We start from the raw sequence: 16045 nt of genomic DNA, 5'->3' as shown, positions 1-16045 counted from the left end.
GTGTCATCTTTTCGCTGTTTCGACAATGCCGTTTTGCAGCAAATACATTTTATGGTAAAGCCCGCGTTGCGCCAGCAATTGCTGGTGCGTGCCCCGTTCGACGATTTCGCCGTGGTGCAGCACGAGAATCAAGTCTGCATCCTGGATTGTGCTTAAGCGGTGTGCAATTGCAATCGTCGTCCGCCCCAGGCGCATGCGCTCAAGACTTTGCTGGATCGCCACTTCGGTTTCGGTATCGATGTTCGCCGTCGCTTCATCGAGGACCAAGATTTTCGGGTCAGCCGCCATCGTCCGGGCGAATGCCACCAATTGGCGCTGCCCACTGGAGAACGTCGAACCGCGTTCTGTCACCTTCTGCAAAAAGCCGTCCGGCAATTTATTGATGAATTTATCGGCTTGGACAAATTGCGCCGCCGCCCGCACTTCCTCGTCGGTCATGGCGCTGTTGTGGAGTCGGATATTGCTTTCAATCGTGCCGTAAAACAAGAACGGGTCTTGCAGCACGAGACCAATTTTTTTGCGAAGCTCCCTTTCAGCGTATTCTTTTGCGGACTTGCCATCGATTAGAATGTCGCCATCCCTGAATTCGTAAAAGCGCAGCAGCAAATTGATGATCGAACTTTTCCCACTGCCTGTGTGGCCAACCAGCGCGACAGTCTGGCCCGGCAGCGCCTTGAACGAGATGTTCTTCAAGACGTCGGTTTGTCCGTCATAGGAAAATGTCACGTTGCGGAATTCGATTTCGCCTTTGCTGATTTCCCCCGCTGTCCCGGCCTGATGTGGCACCAGGTCTTCTTCATCTAGCAATGCGAAGACGCGGGACGCTGCGACGATTGCCTGTTGGAAAATCGACAGCCGCTGCATCACTTGGTTGATCGGTTCGAAAAAGCGGTCGATATAGGTCACGAACGCATAAATGACGCCGACTTCAACGGTGTTGGAGAATGACGTGATGCCGAAATAGCTGAGCACCATGATGAGCGCCAACGCGTAGACCAAGTCAATCGCTGGACGCAATAACAGCCCGTCGATTTTGATGTTGCGCTTGCCCGCCTGCCAATGCTGGCCATTGATGTCGTTGAATTCATCCTGCAAACGAGATTCCTGGCCGAAAGCCTGGATCATGCCCATGCCTTGGATCGATTCGGACAGCTTGGCGTTCAATTGGCCAAGCCTTTCGCGCAGGTCCTGGTAGAACACCGAACTGTATTTGCGGTACAAATAGATGATCCATCCGAGTAATGGCAGCAGCACGACGGTAATGAGCGCCAGGCGCCAATTGAGGATGAACATCGCGATATAGACGCCGACCACTAGGAATGCGCTTTGCAGAAAGCCGATGAGCACGCTGACGAACATTTCCTTGATCGCTTCGGTGTCATTCGTGACGCGCGACACGATGCTGCCTGCCGGTGTGCGGTCGAAATAGCGCATCCCAAGGTTCTGCACTTTCGTGAACACATCGATGCGCAGCTGCTGGATGATTTTCAGCGCTGCTTCCTGGAACTTCAATAATTGAAAATAACTGATGACGACATTTGACGCTTGGATAAAGACGTACGCTACTGCGAGCCCGACGACGGGTCCTGTTGGGAAATTCCCTGGCGTCAAATAGTCATCGATAAAAGTTTTGATGAGGAACGGCCCTAAGACGTCGCCAATGACCGTCAGGACGAGGAGCCCCATCGCCAACGCGACCATTTTCTTATGCGGCAGCAAGTAACCCAGCAGCCTTTTGAAAACGAGCCATTGGTCTTTTCCTGTCAATTCACGCTGCTTTTCCATTACGCTTCGCCTCCCATTTCGACGAGCGCTTCAAGCTGCTGCAGCTCATACATTTCGAAATAACGCCCTTTTTTCTTCATTAAACTTTCATGCGTACCGATTTCCGCAACCGTCCCTTCGTGCATCACCAGAATCTGATGGGCATGCTGGATGGCGCTCAACCGGTGGGACGTAATGATCGTCGTCTCGCCGGTGCGGGTTTTCTTCAGCGATTCCAATATCGCTTCTTCGGTTTTCGCGTCCACTGCAGACAGAGAATCGTCCAAGATGAGCAATTCCGGCTCCATCATCAGCGCACGGGCAATGGAAATCCGCTGCTTTTGTCCGCCTGACAGCGATACGCCCCGCTCTCCGACAACGGTGTCATAGCCGAACGTGAAGTTCAGGATGTCATCGTGGATATGCGCAAGCTTCGCCGCTTGGTGGATTTCTTCTATAGAAGCATCTGGACGGGCAAACGCGATATTGCCGGCCACTGTCGCTGAAAACAGGAAATGATCCTGCGGAACATAGCCGATCGCTTCGCGCAGCCGCTGCTTTTTATAGCGGTTGATAGATACGCCATCGAATGTGATGTCGCCTTCGTAATTGTCAAACTCCCGCAGCAACAAACGCAGGATTGCCGATTTTCCGGATCCTGTCTTGCCGGCGATGCCGAGCGTTTCGCCGCGCTTGATGGTGAAATGGATGTCCCGGAGCGCCGAGCGTTCATCGCCAGTGAACTGGAACTTCTGGAGTGAGAACTCGATATCGCCTGTCGGCCGCCGGTCAATGGCATCTTCGCGGTCATCGATTTCAGCGGGCTGCGCCAGCAGCTCACGGATGCGGTCATATGAAGCGCGCCCGCGTTCGACAATATTAAAAAGCCATCCGAACGCCAGCATTGGCCAGACGAGCAAACCGAGATAAGCGGTAAAGGCGATCAAATCGCCGATTGTCATCTCGCCGCCGACCACGAAATACGAACCGAAACCGATTGCCAGCAAGTAACAGACGCCGATGATGGCCGAAATTGTCGGATCGAACAGCGAGTCGACTTTCGCCACACGGATGTTTTCATCCACTACTTCGCCGGACAGCCGCTTGAAATCTTCGATGTCTTGCTTCTCTTGGCCGAAGGTCTTGATCACTTTCATGCCGGATATGCTTTCCTGTGTCTTGTCGTTGAGCCCGGAAAAAGAAGCTTGTGCTCCGTGGAAACACTCGTGCATCATTTTGCCGTAATAATTGGTCATATATGCCATAAACGGCAGCGGCAGCAAAACGATCAGCGTCAGTTTCCAGCTGATTGTCAGCGCCATGGCGGCAATGACGAAGCCGCCTGTCGCAATCGAATCGACAAGCGTCAATACGCCTGCGCCGGCCGTTAGCTGCACCGCCTGCAAATCATTCGTCGCGTGCGCCATCAAATCTCCGACGCGGCGCTTCTGGTAGAACGAAGGCGACATCCGCGTGAAATGGCGGAACAAGTTCTCGCGCAAATCACGCGCCAGGATGACCGCCGAACCGAATATCATCAGCCTCCAAGCATAGCGCAGAACGTACATGCCGAGCGCCGCTGCCGCGAGCACACCAAGCCACTTTCCTAGAAAACTTGCCGTCAAGGTGCCGCGGCTAATCTCATCGACGATAAAACCGATGATGCGCGGCGGCAGAACACCGAGGAATGCCACAATCAGCAGCATGAAAATGCCAATAGCGTATTGCTTTTTCCGTTCCTTGAAAAACCAGCCCAACTCCAAAAATACGCGCATGTTCTTTTCCCCTTGCTGTAATGTATGTATTGTATGTATTCAATCTTTTTCATTCTAGCAAAAATCATTCAGCAAGAGGAGAAAATAATTCGGTTTTTGAAATAAATCAGCCTTCTGGCGTAAAGAGATTGCCGTCCGCCTTGTGGCCGCCGATCAGCTTCGCGCGTTCCCGTGCAGTGCCCGCTTCCGTGTACGAAACCGCGCGCAGCACTGCTGTTGATCCGTATTTCTGGCGCAGCTGATCCATCGCAGCACCTAAGCGCCGTGTCTGCCATTTGCGCTGTTCGAATAAGCTCAGCTGCATCGACGTTTCGTCTTCCAGTTTGCCGAGTGTGATGGACAAACGGCGGACCGGGCGCCCGATATAGAATTTCTCTAGCAGCGCCCGGCACGCGCCATACAATTTTAGCGTGTCGTTCGTCGCCTCTTCCATTGTCAGTGCCCGGTTGAAGCCGCCGCCGAACGCATGCTTGCTGTAGCCGACGGCGAGCGTCACCGTGCGGCCGGCCTTGCCGGCGGTGCGGGCGCGCATCGCCACGTCTTCCGCCATTTCCAGCAGCACCGCGGAAATCTCTTCGACTGTCGTGTAATCGCGGTACAAAATCTGCCCTTTGCCATAACTGACCTGCCCTTCCACGAGCGGCGCGCCGAGTTCCGACAAATCGATGCCCCAGGCATGATGGTAGAGTTGGTTCCCGACAATGCCGAACACGTCTTCAAGTTCCGTAAGCTCCGCACGCGCCAAATCGCCGACCGAAAAGATGCCCATGCCGTTCAATGTATTTTCCATACGCGAGCCGATGCCCCACATCTTGCTGAGCGGCGCGACTGGCCAGAGCTTCGCCTCTACGTCTTCGAACGTCCAATGCGCAAAGCCTGTCTTTTTCGCTTCGAGGTCGAGCGCCAGCTTCGCCAACAGCATATTCGGTCCCATGCCAATCGCCGACGGCAGCGAAAACTGCCGGATGATGTCGTCCTGAATGCGAGCAATAAGCGTCTCCGGCGTCCCCCATAACTTTTCCGTACCGGTGAGGTTGACGAAGCTTTCATCAACGCTGTAGACATGGATCGCTTCCGTCGGCACATATTGCGCCAAAAGCTTGGTGATTTCCATCGACACTTTCAGGAAAAAGCCCATCTTCGGCTCGATTTTTTGGATGCGCGGGTCGTCCGGAATCTCGAACAACCGTGTGCCCGTGCGCACCCCGAAATCCCTTTTCAACACCGGCGACGCCGCAAGCACCACGCTGCCACGCCGTTCCTGGTTGCCGATCACCGCGATGCACGCCGTCATCGGATCCAGCCCGAGGTCGACTGCTGCACAGCTCGCATAAAAGCTGCGCATATCAATGCAAATAATCGGCCGCCGCTCCATCTCTTCATACATGTGAACCCCTTCTTCCTCATCGCTCGCTGCCATTATCTTCAGCATATACGAACACTTGTTCTTAATCAATAACCGTTTTGCCCGCAACGTAAACACCGCATGGTTTTTATCACAACCGCAAATGGACATCAAAAAAAACAGGATACGGCATGATTTAGCCGTGTCCTGCAAGTGTGTTAAGGAAGTTATAATAGGTGACTGAGTATCCTGCAAACCAGCAAGCTCAAACCCGGTCGAATTCTTGCGTGCGGATCGTTTCGGAGCGGTAAGCCGGGAAAAACTCCGGTTCCCCTCCAGCCTCCAGCCGACCACATAATTCGTGGTAGACCGCTCGGTTCCATATTCTCCTGCCGGTGTAAAATTTAAAAGCGGTTTGTCGGCCGAACTGCTTTTTGAATAGATACAGGCTGTCGTCCGGGCTGTTCGACCGGCCTCCGCCGCCGTGGATCAATGCCACATCGTGCTCGATTCCCCATAAAGCCAGCGCATAATTCAACACCGATGCGGCCGACAGGTGATTGAACTCTGCAAGCGTGCCAGATAAATGCGTATGCGCCAGTTTTCCGTAAATGAAATTCAGCCCCGCGCCAATGACTTGCCCGCCATAGAGCACTTCAACCAATAACACGTTGCCGCCTAACAATGCCATCAAGTCTTCGAAATAATCATCGCCGAAATAGTAAAACGAATGGGCTTGATTGCGTTCCATTGTCGCGTAATAAATGCGTTTGAACGCGCTGAGGTCCTGCGGATTCAATACTGTCCGGTATTCGACGCCGGACTTCAGCGCCTGGCGGATGTTCTTGCGCGTCGATTTGGAGAATTCCAAGTCGATGGACGCCTCGGCGTCTTCCAGGTTCGTTCCCACGGTATCGCGCAAGTACACGACGTCGTAGCACGCCAGGAAGTCTTGTGCATTTTGGAGCACCGGATGGAAGCGTACGAATTCGCTGACAACATCGTTGTCGGCGCAATAACGCTGAAACGCTCCTTCAAACGCCTGCACCAGTTCTGCCTTTTTGCCTGCTGCGCAATGCAGGATTTGTGGACCGCCGTAGCCGTATGGCGTCACGAGATCATAATATTGCCGTCCAGAAAACGGCACGGGGATTTCACGCTTGATGAACGAATGCCGGATCGCACCAGACTCATGCAGAAATTCAAACACCTCAAAGTGCCCTGCTTCAATTTTTTCGAATAAACGTCCGTAGCGTTCGTCAAAGTAGATGTCTGCCATATTATAACCCCGCTTCTCTCGTCATTTGTCTGGATTTCCGCTGTGCGCGTCCATATAAGCATTTTTTTGATGCCGGGCGTCGCGCTTTTTTCCATTCTACAAGCCTTAAGTGAAAATTGAATGAAAATTCTATCTTCAAATAGAATTTTTCATTCTTTTCCAGTTGGGCTGGACAAACGGCGGCAAGAGCGAAATAATAATGGGACATATGTCCTTTTGAGCTTTGCGGATAAGCTTTATAGTAAAGAAAAAAGGAGCGTGAAAGCCATGAAAGGCATTTTATTCGCATTGGCAGGCGGTTTTTTCCTGACCTTCCAAAGTGTTGCGAACGCCGCCATCAGCAATGGAATCGGCACATGGCAAGCAGCGACGATGACGCAGTTCACTGGATTCGTCCTGGCACTGGCAATTGTCTTAGCGCTGAAAGATCGCTCGTACCGGAATTTGCCGCAGGTGCCGCCGCTTTATGCATCCGGAGGGATGTTAGCGGCAATCGTGCTGTTCAGCAATATGACAGCGGTCCACCGCATGGGCGTCACACTGACGATCGGATTATTTTTGATTGCACAGCTCATTACCGCTGTACTGATCGACACAAAAGGCTGGTTGGATATGCCGAAAAAGAATATCGGCCGTAGTCAGATCCTCGGCGTTGCGCTGATGATTGCGGGTGTTATTGTCTTGAAATGGTAAGGGGGTGACAGGATGGAAAAACAAGTGATAGCAGGTTATCTGGCGAAATTCGGGCTCGACACCATGTTTCCGGAGCGCGTCCAAGCGGCGATGCGGCTCGAAACGTTCGCAAGCGGCAGCCGGCTTTTTTCACAAGGCGAAGAAGCCCGGGCGCTGTATTTGCTGGCAGAAGGAAAGTTGAAAATTTCGATGCTGTCGCCTGAAGGCAAACGGCTCATTTTAGCATTCAAATCCCCTTTCGATTTTGTCGGGGATATCGAATACGTGCGGAAATGCCGGCTGATCAATACCTTCGAAACCGTCACCGCGACGACCGTCATCCGCATTCCCTACGGTGTGCTGGAGAGTGAAATGGCCGGCAACGCCGAATGGCTGCAGTTTTTGCTCGAATCCATCACCCGTAAATTCGAAATCAAATCGCATGCCATGAATTTCAACCTGCTTTACACGGTGGATGTGCGCGTTGCGAGTTATTTACTGGCAATGACGCCAAACCAATCGACGCTCGATTCCACTTCGCTCGTCGACATGGCCGATTTGATCGGCACGAGCTATCGGCATTTAAACAGGGTCTTGAAGCATTTTGAAGAACAGGGCTGGCTTGTAAAAAAACGCGGCAAAATCACCATAACCGACCGCAGCGCCCTGCTTGCACAGACGGGGCAGAACATTTACGAATAGGAGGAAATCGAATGGCCATCGGCATTTTACTAGCTTTACTCGGCGGCACGTTCGTGTGCCTCCAAAACATTTTCAATGCAAACGTCAAAAAGAAAGTCAGCGTTTGGTCGACAACTGCCCTCGTGCTGCTTCTCGGCTTTGCTGCGTCATTGGCAGCGGGACTCGCTTTTGAAGGCTCAACGCTTTTCAAGTTCCAGGCTGAGCCCTGGTTCTGGTTCAGCGGCATCATTGGCGTAGGCGTCGTCGCTTGCGTCACGCAAGGCGTGCAGAACTTAGGGCCGAGTGCCGCCATTTCGCTTGTCATGGTATCCCAGATTTTCTTCGGACTCATGTGGGACACGCTCGGCTGGTTCGGCCTTGAGGAAGTTCCGTTCACGTGGCAATCGCTTGTTGCGCTTGTATTAATCGGCAGCGGCGCTTTGTTGTTCCAGCTCGGGCCGAAACCCGAAGCCGTGCGCGCCGATTCTCATGAAAGGGCCCAAGCGCACCGTGCATGAAAAAAAATGAACCTGAACCCATAAAAAGGCGTCTTAAAAGCTAAGCTTTTAAGACGCCTTTTGTTTATGCTTTAAAACAGATCAACCAAAAAACCTTACATCGTGCTGACATCAATGACGAACCGATACTTCACATCGGAAGCCAAAACGCGGTCATAGGCTTCGTCAATGCGGTCGGCCGAAATCACTTCAATCATCGGTGCAATATTATGTTTTGCACAGAAATCCAGCATCTCCTGCGTTTCCTTGATGCCTCCGATCAGAGATCCTGCAAATGAACGGCGGTGGCCGATCAAATTCATCACACTGACGGGCAGCGGTTCTGCAGGCGCACCGACGTTTACCAATGTGCCGTTCAGCGCAATCAGCCCTAAATAATCATCCAAATTGATTTTTGCACTGACCGTATTGATGATCAAATCAAACTTCCCGGCCAGTTTCTTAAATGTTTTCGGATCGCTTGTCGCATAGTACTCGTCCGCACCCAATGCCATTCCGTCTTCCTTTTTCTTTAACGACTGGGACAATACGGTCACTTCAGCTCCCATGGCATGCGCAATTTGGACAGCCATGTGGCCAAGTCCACCCATCCCGACAACCGCTACTTTCTTGCCAGGACCTGCATTCCAATGATTCAATGGAGAAAATGTTGTAATTCCTGCACAAAGCAGTGGTGCTGCAGCGTCAAGCTCGATGCTGTCCGGAATTCCAAGAACAAAGTCCTCGACTACGACAATATGGCTTGAATAGCCGCCTTGGGTCGGTTCACCGTATTTATCAACACCTGCGTAGGTAGGCACCATGCCATTATGGCAATATTGCTCTTCCCCACGTTCGCAATTATCACATTCACCGCACGAATCAACCATGCAGCCGACCCCAACACGGTCGCCCACTTTATATTTCGAGACCTCTGGCCCCACTTCCGTGACAATACCTGCAATTTCATGGCCGGGTACGAGCGGATAATTCACTTCGCCCCATTCACCGTGTGCGGTATGGATGTCTGAATGGCAGATGCCTGCAAAATGGATTTCAATCAGAACATCATGTGTATCAAGATCGCGGCGCTGGATTTCAGTCGCCTGAAACGATTTTTTTGGACCGTCAACAGCCCGTGCTTTAGCAGTATACATAGAAAAACCTCCAAGAGTTTGTAGTTTTCAAGAGAATTGATTTATCGCGCAAAAAGGAAATGAACTTATTCTTTAACTCTATTCACCTCTCCGCATCTTTTCCCCTTGCAAGCCAATCGTAACCCTTAGAGTTAACTCTAGGGCAAGCGATAAGATCATTTTACTGAAATGAATTGCTATATAAGTAGAACAAAAGAAAGTATTTTATATACTCGCACGGACGCTTTGGGCATGGCTCTCGCAATGAGTCGAAAAGAACACTTGTCTCATAGCTAAAACCCTTCTGCTTCTGTCTCTGCATCGCTGCGCTAGCTTCGAGACATGAAAGTGCGTTGCATCGCTACGCTAGCTTCGAAGCAAAGGAAATGGCCCAAATTCCATTTGGCCATCTCCTTGCCTAGCCCTTTGACGCGCCTCCGCTAAGATATCTCTCGATATGGAGCAAAACAGCGGAGAAAACCTTACTGCTCCTGTCTCTGTCCCTGCAACGCTTCGCTAGCTTCGGGACATGAAAAACCGTTGCATCGCTGCGCTAGCTTCGAGACATTAAAGTGCGTTGCAGCTCTCTGCGCTTCGTCGCAAAGACTTGCCCTCGCAGGCTTCGGGTAAGTCTTGCCTGCGGGGCAGCGTAGCGACGAGACAGCCGAGACCCCGCAGGGAATGAATGGGCAAAGTCATTTGCCCATTCATTTGCGACGAAGCTAGCGAAGCGATGCAGGAGCACAAGGTTTTCGAAGCGATCGAGGAGGCTTGGCGCTCGCCCGCGGCAAAAAACATGTGCTCCTACAGCACTTCGTGCTTCGTCGCAAAGGTATCTCCCCAATTCTTGGGTCGATACCTTCGCAGCTGTTTCGCGGAATATCGAAACTTATAAAATTTAAGTTTAATTTATAATAGAAGCCTTTTGACATTCCAAAAATACCGTGATAAGCTTTTCGCATTTCATAGAGTTCGCTCGAGGTTTAGATTAGCATAAGGAGGAACAACAGTATGAGCACTTATTCGATCAGTGAAGTGGCGAAAGAATTGAATCTTTCGGTATATGCTTTGCGCTATTACGATAAAGAAGGACTGATGCCTTTTATCGAACGGACTGAAAGCGGTACCCGCTTGTTTAAAGAATCGGATATCGCAGCTTTAAAAATCATTGAATGCCTGAAAGCGACTGGCATGCCCATCAAAGAAATCAAACATTTCATCGATTGGTGTTCTGATGGAGATTCCACGCTTCAAAACCGTTTTGATATGTTTATGGAACGAAAAGCGATTGTCAACGCGCAGATGGACGAACTAAAGAAAACATTGGAAGTCATCGAGCATAAATGCCTGTATTACCAGAGGGCTCTAGATGCCGGAACGGAAGACATCCACAAAACCGATAAAATAGAAATTTCATAAGGGATTTAAAACCACCTGCCTTCCATCTTCACGGATGAAATGCAGGTGGTTTTTTTAGAATTGTCACTGCTGCATGCTGTCTTTCACCGCATTCAGTAAAAGAATGTCTTGTTTCTCCCTTTAAAGCCACGCACATGGAACTTCATCGCCAATACCAAATGAAGATGTTCTTCTTTGATTGATAGGTATAAGTTAAGAATATTAAAATCAGTATGTTTTTCTTCTCTGCTATAATGACTTTAGTTCAATTTTTTAACAGGATGTGTAAGTGATTTAGTTTATATTTGCCAAAGGGGGATTATTAACGATGAAGTACTTGTCAGAAAAAATAGGGCCGGATATTTTAGCTTCAACCGCACTTTTTGATTTGGTTAAAGATTCGATTTTTTTGATGCAGAAAGATCATGATTCTTTCCGTTATGTCTACGTAAATCCATCTGCCTTAGCTCTTTTGCCGCACGACGAGATCATTGGAAAGCGAATTGAAGAAGTGTTTCTGCCAGAACCCAGCCTAAAACTGATTCATCAATACCAAAAAGTACAAACAACTCAAAAACCCATGGAATTTACTGAAATAATTGAAACCGTGGACAATGAATTCATCGGGGAAACCATACTTAATCCGATACTGGCAAACGACGGCCAATGCCTCTACATACTAGCAATCGTAAGAGACGTTACAGAAAGAGAACGCAAAAACCAGGAACTTCAAAAGGCTCAAAAAAACTTAACTGAAGCAAACGACCAACTTGAAGTATTCTGGGAAAACTCAACCGATCCTATTTTTTCTATTGATACGGCAGGTGATATTTTAAAAGTGAATCCTGCTTTTGAAGAAATCTTTGAATTCAAAGAAGAAGAAATGATCAGTGGAGCAGGCACTATCATTCCTAAGCATATGAAATCGGATCAAATCGATATTGTCGAGAGAATTATGCACGGAAAAAAGGTGAGTTCCTACGAAACAATCCGTGTAACCAAAACAGGAAAGCCGTTAAATATTATTTCCTCGTATTCTCCCGTACGCAATGGACACAAAGAAATTATCGGCGCGACCATCATATACAAAGATGTAACGAAACTTAAAAAAGCCCAAAAAGAGCTTCAAAAAAGTCAGGAAAAATACAAAATCATTACAGAGAGTACCTTTGATATTATTACTTTGATTAACTTATCGGGCCAAATCGAATACGTCTCCCCTGCAAACGAAAAAATTCTAGGATATCCCGCTCATACGCATATCGGCAACCCATATACTGTAAATGTGCATCCGGAAGATGCGTTCGATTTGATGGAAAGCATTACTTCTCTCATTGAAGGTAGAGAGCCGCGAATTGTAGAAATTCGCTTTTTGCATGAAGAGGGGCATTATATTTGGATGGAAGTTTCCCCTACCCCCATCTTAGTGGACGGCGAAGTGAAACAATTATTTACGATTGCCAGAGATATTACAGAGCGCAGAAGGCTGCAGGAGAAAATTGCGAAAATGGCTTTTTACGACCATTTATCTGGAATACCCAATCGCCGGACTTTTGATGATAAGCTGATTAAGGCCATTCATCAAGCAGAATCTTCTGGCAAAAAAGTAGCCATTTTAATGCTCGACGGACGCAAGTTCAAAAAAATCAACGATCAATACGGCCACGATGCAGGAGATGCTGTTATCAAGGAAATGGCCCAACGGCTTCAGGCGTGTGTACGGCCTATCGATACAGCCGCACGGTTAGGCGGCGATGAAATGGGAGTTGTCTTACCTGAGCTTGATTCAATAGAAATGGCCGAAAACATAGCAAAACGAATTTTAAAATCGTATGAAGAGCCTTTAAGCTTTAATGGGTTTGACATTCAGATGGGCGCTGGGATTGGCATCTCCCTTTATCCAGACGATACGACAAATGAAAAACAATTGATAAAGTACGCGGACATGGCCCTATATGAAGCAAAAAAAGCGGATCATGACGAATACAAAATTTATAAGCAGGATGAAGGATTCAATACTTCGCTTTAAATGTCTATCCACAATCTAATAGGTTCATTAATTTGAAAAACCGAGAGAAAACCAATAAAAGGCTTTCTCTCGGTTTTTTTATGATGTTTAGTTCTGAGAATTCTTTCCAAGGATATGAATTCAACAATTTACATATATCAAGTTTTTTCAATACCAATGCATCATAAACCTACTTGATTGGACTAACACTATTAGTCGCATATGCATTAAACTATGAGTGAAAGCAAGAGAACATATCGACTAAAGTGATAGATTTCTTTTATAACCAGTAGAATCATGTTCAGAAAAGGGCAAGTTATGTTGCATCTTCATTTATTCAACGGTTTGTTATTAAGTTACTACTGAGGCTAGTTGGATATTTAGATTAAAGTTAATTAGAGAATTCGTATGCCATCCAAAAAATACGCTGTTAAAAACCAACGTTATATTCTTATGGAGAGTAGGGATAATAATGAAAACTAAAAAAAAGTTTAGGTTTTGGATGATTATGAGAAACATTTCATTGATTATAGTGGCAGCACTTGTATTTCTTTTCGTTTTGGATAAGGTGATGACCGCAAATGAGCAAAAAAAGTACCCAGCAATTGGGCAGTTAGTTGAAGTGGATGGCAAGAATATGCACGTTTATACAAAGGGTGATGGTGAGAATACTATTGTCTTGTTAGGTGGATTGGGTACGGCTGCACCTGCTCTGGATTTTGAACCTTTGATTAATGAGATGGCAAAGAATAATAAAATTGTTGTTGTAGAGCTTTTTGGATATGGCTGGAGTGATTCAACTGATAAGGAACGAACGGTGGAAAACATAGTTGCGGAAATCAGAATTGCGCTTAAAAGAGCAAACATAGAGGGGCCTTATATCTTAATGCCACACTCCATTTCTGGCATTTATAGTATGTATTATGCCAACGAATATTCAGATGAAGTCAAAGCGGTTATCGCAATTGATCCCACATTGCCAGGATTTAATCATTCTCCCCATACAGAGCCGAACGTTACTGATTCCGAAGCAATGCCTCAATTTCATCTAGCACCAACCGGGATTGCACGATTGGCGTTTTTGCTGGCTCCAGATGTATTCTTTTCTTCAGCCGAGGAAGGGATTTATTCCGAAGAAAATATAAAGATGACCAAAGCGATTTCTGTTTGGAATTCATTTAACAAAAATGTAGCGAATGAAACAGCGAATATTCATCATAATATCGATAAAACGATCGATATGAAATTCCCGTCTGAAATGCCTGTAATGATTTTTACTCCGAAAGTGGAAAACATAGACGAAGATGGACAATCTAAAATAACTTTTTATGAAACACTTTTACGCAACGGATCTTCAAATGAACTTATAATGTTGGAAGGAACTCATTATCTTCATGGGACTCGTTATAAAGAGATGAGCGAATATGTGAATGAATTCATAGCGACGCATGTGAGTGATTAAATAGAACAATTGTATTTCTGCTTATTTAATTTCGTTTGTACAACGATACTGGTTTTTCGGACCCGGTTCATCCCAGTTATTCCGTCCATTTATCATCTCCCATGATGCGGTCTACAATGTGCTCTGCTTCCCTACCGCAGCAATCTACATTCTACACATTCTTATTCATATCGATAAGTGCTGTGTAAGTATACTAAGATTTCTCTGCGCCGTAATCATTAAACGTCTCTAACAATTTTTCCAGCTTTGCTTCAATGTCTTTTTCAAGAGTGAATTTTTCTCTATCATATAATCCTCCTATACTTCTTCGTGAACTACCGGAATAATGCCACAAATAAATGCTGTCCGCATAAAAATCTTCGTCATATTTAGAACCAAGATAATCGATTGCTATTTGGGATCGATATTCTTTTTCTAAGCAATCAAGCATGGTAATTTCTTCTGATTCAGTTCCATCTATATCTCTTGCAACCCAAATTCTTAAATTAGTTTTGTTTTCACATTCAAATCTTTGCTTATATTTCACTGTTAAATGATTGCTCAAAATTTCTGCGGAAATTTCCAAATCCATGATTTCTTCCTTAACCTCTTCAATGAGCTGATCGTCGGTAATCGATAAATATTTTTCATCTTCACTTACTAATTCTTTCAACAATCTTTTAGCTTTTCTTTGTTTCAAACTCATGCACCCTTTCTTGAGAACTTTAAGCTAGAGAAAAAGCGAATAAAATGCAGCTCTCCCGGCACGCATATGTACTAGTGTATACTAATAGTAAAAAGGGAGGTTCAGAATTGATTATACTCCGCCGACTTTACCTGCAGGCGACCAGCCTTTCCTGGCTAATACTTACTGTCAGCACAATCATACTGATTGCATTCAGTACGTTCATGCTGCCTGTCATAGAGCCGTCAACTTTTACCAGATATTCAGATGCATTGTGGTTCACCATGACGACTATCCTGACTGTCGGTTACGGCGACCTTTATCCTGCCACCGGTGCAGGAAGAATTTTTACAGCTGTTTTTTTATACATAATCGGCATTGGCTTGTTTGCGTCATTCATCGGAAAAGCGATCGAAAGCCTATCGTTACATAAAAAACGGGAAGAAAGAGGTGAGTTGATGTTCAAGGGACAAAACCATATCATCATCATCGATTGGTCGTATAAAGCTGAAAATGCGATAGCGGAGATACTGAAGCAAGATGAACAAATCGAAGTTGTTGTGATTGATCGGATTGAAAAAGCAAAAGAGATCAATACCAGAATTCACTATGTCAGAGGAAATGCCACGCACGAAAAAGTACTGCAGCAGGCAAATGTACAAGGAGCCAAAGCGGTTCTCATTTTTGCAGATGACCGGATTGATGATCAGATGCTGACTGATGGAAAATCGCTGCTGATTGCCACAGCTGTAGAAAGAATGTCTCCAGGTGTTTATACGACCGTGGAAATTGAACGGGAGGAACATATCCCGAGTTTCTCGCACATTAAGGTGGATAAATTTATCATGTCCAACGGAACTATAGCAAAAATGGCCGTACACTCCATCTTTTCTGAAGCGAAATAAGCTTGAGGAACAAAACGCGGCTGTCCTATAAGTCCTTAAAATAAAACCGGCGGCGGAAAGGATTTCTTTTTCGCCGTCGGTTTTTTGATGTGAGATTGGATTAGATTTCGGTCTGCCGCTTCGGGGTAGGAATGCTCTATATCAACTTTCAGTTTGCAAATTTTTTTAAGTTGCTTTATGGCCACTAATCTCTCCAGTAATTATTAGCTGCAGCTACTGTTTGAAAATTAATAGCCACAACTTGGGAAGCAAGAGTTAGGCTATCTGCGTTATTTGCATATACTGGACGTAATTTTTTGCGTACATTTTCATCTGGTTGAGTCATTCCTACAGCTTTACGTGCTAACTTAAGGGCTAAGTTGTATCCTTCCTCGGGCGTATCTGTCTTTAGGGTTGGCAACCAAGATTCTTCACTCATATAATTCCCTCCTATAATTTCTATAATTATCTTCTGTAAAA

General features: G+C 46.8%; 14 protein-coding genes. 7 read left to right on the top strand and 7 right to left on the bottom strand.

Annotated elements, in window-relative coordinates:
- Window positions 1-3 precede the first annotated feature (3 nt).
- The 4 genes from AC4EHJ_RS02325 to AC4EHJ_RS02310 form a co-directional block, all read right to left on the bottom strand.
- Window positions 4-1785 (bottom strand): ABC transporter ATP-binding protein, encoded by a 1782-nt coding sequence (locus AC4EHJ_RS02325; protein ID WP_490973979.1) that lies wholly within the window; start codon window positions 1783-1785, stop codon window positions 4-6.
- Window positions 1785-3539, bottom strand: a complete 1755-nt coding sequence (locus AC4EHJ_RS02320; RefSeq protein ID WP_490973978.1) for an ABC transporter transmembrane domain-containing protein — start codon at window positions 3537-3539, stop codon at window positions 1785-1787. The genes AC4EHJ_RS02325 and AC4EHJ_RS02320 overlap by 1 nt, the downstream gene beginning before the upstream one ends.
- A gap of 106 nt (window positions 3540-3645) precedes the next feature.
- A complete protein-coding gene (locus tag AC4EHJ_RS02315; RefSeq protein ID WP_490975604.1) occupies window positions 3646-4926 on the bottom strand; it encodes a Y-family DNA polymerase in 1281 nt (426 codons plus the stop codon).
- A 223-nt stretch (window positions 4927-5149) separates the two neighbouring features.
- Window positions 5150-6163, bottom strand: coding sequence for a GNAT family N-acetyltransferase (locus AC4EHJ_RS02310; RefSeq protein ID WP_490973977.1), 1014 nt, complete (start codon window positions 6161-6163; stop codon window positions 5150-5152).
- A 267-nt stretch (window positions 6164-6430) separates the two neighbouring features.
- Here AC4EHJ_RS02310 and AC4EHJ_RS02305 point away from each other — a divergent pair, with 267 nt between their 5' ends.
- From AC4EHJ_RS02305 to AC4EHJ_RS02295, 3 genes are read left to right on the top strand one after another with little or no spacing between them, the layout of a single operon-like run.
- Entirely contained in the window at window positions 6431-6856 is a 426-nt protein-coding gene (locus tag AC4EHJ_RS02305) for a DMT family transporter (protein WP_490973976.1), read from the top strand.
- A 12-nt stretch (window positions 6857-6868) separates the two neighbouring features.
- A complete protein-coding gene (locus tag AC4EHJ_RS02300; RefSeq protein ID WP_490973975.1) occupies window positions 6869-7537 on the top strand; it encodes a Crp/Fnr family transcriptional regulator in 669 nt (222 codons plus the stop codon).
- 11 nt (window positions 7538-7548) lie between these two features.
- Window positions 7549-8034 carry a DMT family transporter gene (locus AC4EHJ_RS02295; protein ID WP_490973974.1) on the top strand — a complete coding sequence of 162 codons (486 nt, stop codon included), beginning with the start codon at window positions 7549-7551 and terminating at the stop codon, window positions 8032-8034.
- Window positions 8035-8129: 95 nt separating this feature from the next.
- On the opposite strand, the gene AC4EHJ_RS02290 is transcribed toward AC4EHJ_RS02295, so the two are convergent.
- On the bottom strand, window positions 8130-9170 hold the full coding sequence (locus tag AC4EHJ_RS02290; protein ID WP_490973973.1) for an NAD(P)-dependent alcohol dehydrogenase: 1041 nt from the start codon (window positions 9168-9170) through the stop codon (window positions 8130-8132).
- A gap of 990 nt (window positions 9171-10160) precedes the next feature.
- Here AC4EHJ_RS02290 and AC4EHJ_RS02285 point away from each other — a divergent pair.
- The 3 genes from AC4EHJ_RS02285 to AC4EHJ_RS02275 all read left to right on the top strand — a co-directional run bounded on the left by AC4EHJ_RS02285 (window position 10161) and on the right by AC4EHJ_RS02275 (window position 14017).
- Complete coding sequence (locus tag AC4EHJ_RS02285; protein WP_490973972.1) at window positions 10161-10568, top strand: MerR family transcriptional regulator; 408 nt, start codon at window positions 10161-10163, stop codon at window positions 10566-10568.
- 307 nt (window positions 10569-10875) lie between these two features.
- The gene (locus AC4EHJ_RS02280) at window positions 10876-12576 is read left to right on the top strand and encodes a PAS domain S-box protein (protein WP_490973971.1); all 1701 of its coding nucleotides are present in this window, start codon (window positions 10876-10878) and stop codon (window positions 12574-12576) included.
- A gap of 451 nt (window positions 12577-13027) precedes the next feature.
- A complete protein-coding gene (locus AC4EHJ_RS02275) occupies window positions 13028-14017 on the top strand; it encodes an alpha/beta fold hydrolase (RefSeq protein ID WP_490973970.1) in 990 nt (329 codons plus the stop codon).
- Window positions 14018-14210: 193 nt separating this feature from the next.
- Here the strand turns inward: AC4EHJ_RS02275 and AC4EHJ_RS02270 are convergent, their stop codons facing one another.
- Window positions 14211-14696, bottom strand: coding sequence for a hypothetical protein (locus AC4EHJ_RS02270; protein ID WP_490973969.1), 486 nt, complete (start codon window positions 14694-14696; stop codon window positions 14211-14213).
- Between the two features lie 113 nt (window positions 14697-14809).
- Between AC4EHJ_RS02270 and AC4EHJ_RS02265 the strand changes: the two genes are divergently transcribed.
- Window positions 14810-15586: an ion channel gene (locus AC4EHJ_RS02265; protein ID WP_490973968.1), complete on the top strand. Its 777-nt coding sequence runs from the start codon at window positions 14810-14812 to the stop codon at window positions 15584-15586.
- Window positions 15587-15770: 184 nt separating this feature from the next.
- On the opposite strand, the gene AC4EHJ_RS02260 is transcribed toward AC4EHJ_RS02265, so the two are convergent.
- Entirely contained in the window at window positions 15771-16004 is a 234-nt protein-coding gene (locus AC4EHJ_RS02260; protein WP_490973967.1) for a hexameric tyrosine-coordinated heme protein, read from the bottom strand.
- Window positions 16005-16045: the final 41 nt, after the last annotated feature.

This window comes from Planococcus sp. TJ-301 (assembly GCF_058268475.1).
Note: the sequence above shows the minus strand (reverse complement) of the source record. Positions and strands in the feature narration are given on the sequence as shown.

Excerpts from the sequence above, each read along its gene's own strand:
- AC4EHJ_RS02325 (WP_490973979.1), bottom strand. The coding sequence starts at position 1,785 with ATGGAAAAGCAGCGTGAATTGACAGGAAAAGACCAATGGCTCGTTTTC.
- AC4EHJ_RS02320 (WP_490973978.1), bottom strand. The coding sequence starts at position 3,539 with ATGCGCGTATTTTTGGAGTTGGGCTGGTTTTTCAAGGAACGGAAAAAG.
- AC4EHJ_RS02315 (WP_490975604.1), bottom strand. The coding sequence starts at position 4,926 with ATGTATGAAGAGATGGAGCGGCGGCCGATTATTTGCATTGATATGCGC.
- AC4EHJ_RS02310 (WP_490973977.1), bottom strand. The coding sequence starts at position 6,163 with ATGGCAGACATCTACTTTGACGAACGCTACGGACGTTTATTCGAAAAA.
- AC4EHJ_RS02305 (WP_490973976.1), top strand. The coding sequence starts at position 6,431 with ATGAAAGGCATTTTATTCGCATTGGCAGGCGGTTTTTTCCTGACCTTC.
- AC4EHJ_RS02300 (WP_490973975.1), top strand. The coding sequence starts at position 6,869 with ATGGAAAAACAAGTGATAGCAGGTTATCTGGCGAAATTCGGGCTCGAC.
- AC4EHJ_RS02295 (WP_490973974.1), top strand. The coding sequence starts at position 7,549 with ATGGCCATCGGCATTTTACTAGCTTTACTCGGCGGCACGTTCGTGTGC.
- AC4EHJ_RS02290 (WP_490973973.1), bottom strand. The coding sequence starts at position 9,170 with ATGTATACTGCTAAAGCACGGGCTGTTGACGGTCCAAAAAAATCGTTT.
- AC4EHJ_RS02285 (WP_490973972.1), top strand. The coding sequence starts at position 10,161 with ATGAGCACTTATTCGATCAGTGAAGTGGCGAAAGAATTGAATCTTTCG.
- AC4EHJ_RS02280 (WP_490973971.1), top strand. The coding sequence starts at position 10,876 with ATGAAGTACTTGTCAGAAAAAATAGGGCCGGATATTTTAGCTTCAACC.
- AC4EHJ_RS02275 (WP_490973970.1), top strand. The coding sequence starts at position 13,028 with ATGAAAACTAAAAAAAAGTTTAGGTTTTGGATGATTATGAGAAACATT.
- AC4EHJ_RS02260 (WP_490973967.1), bottom strand. The coding sequence starts at position 16,004 with ATGAGTGAAGAATCTTGGTTGCCAACCCTAAAGACAGATACGCCCGAG.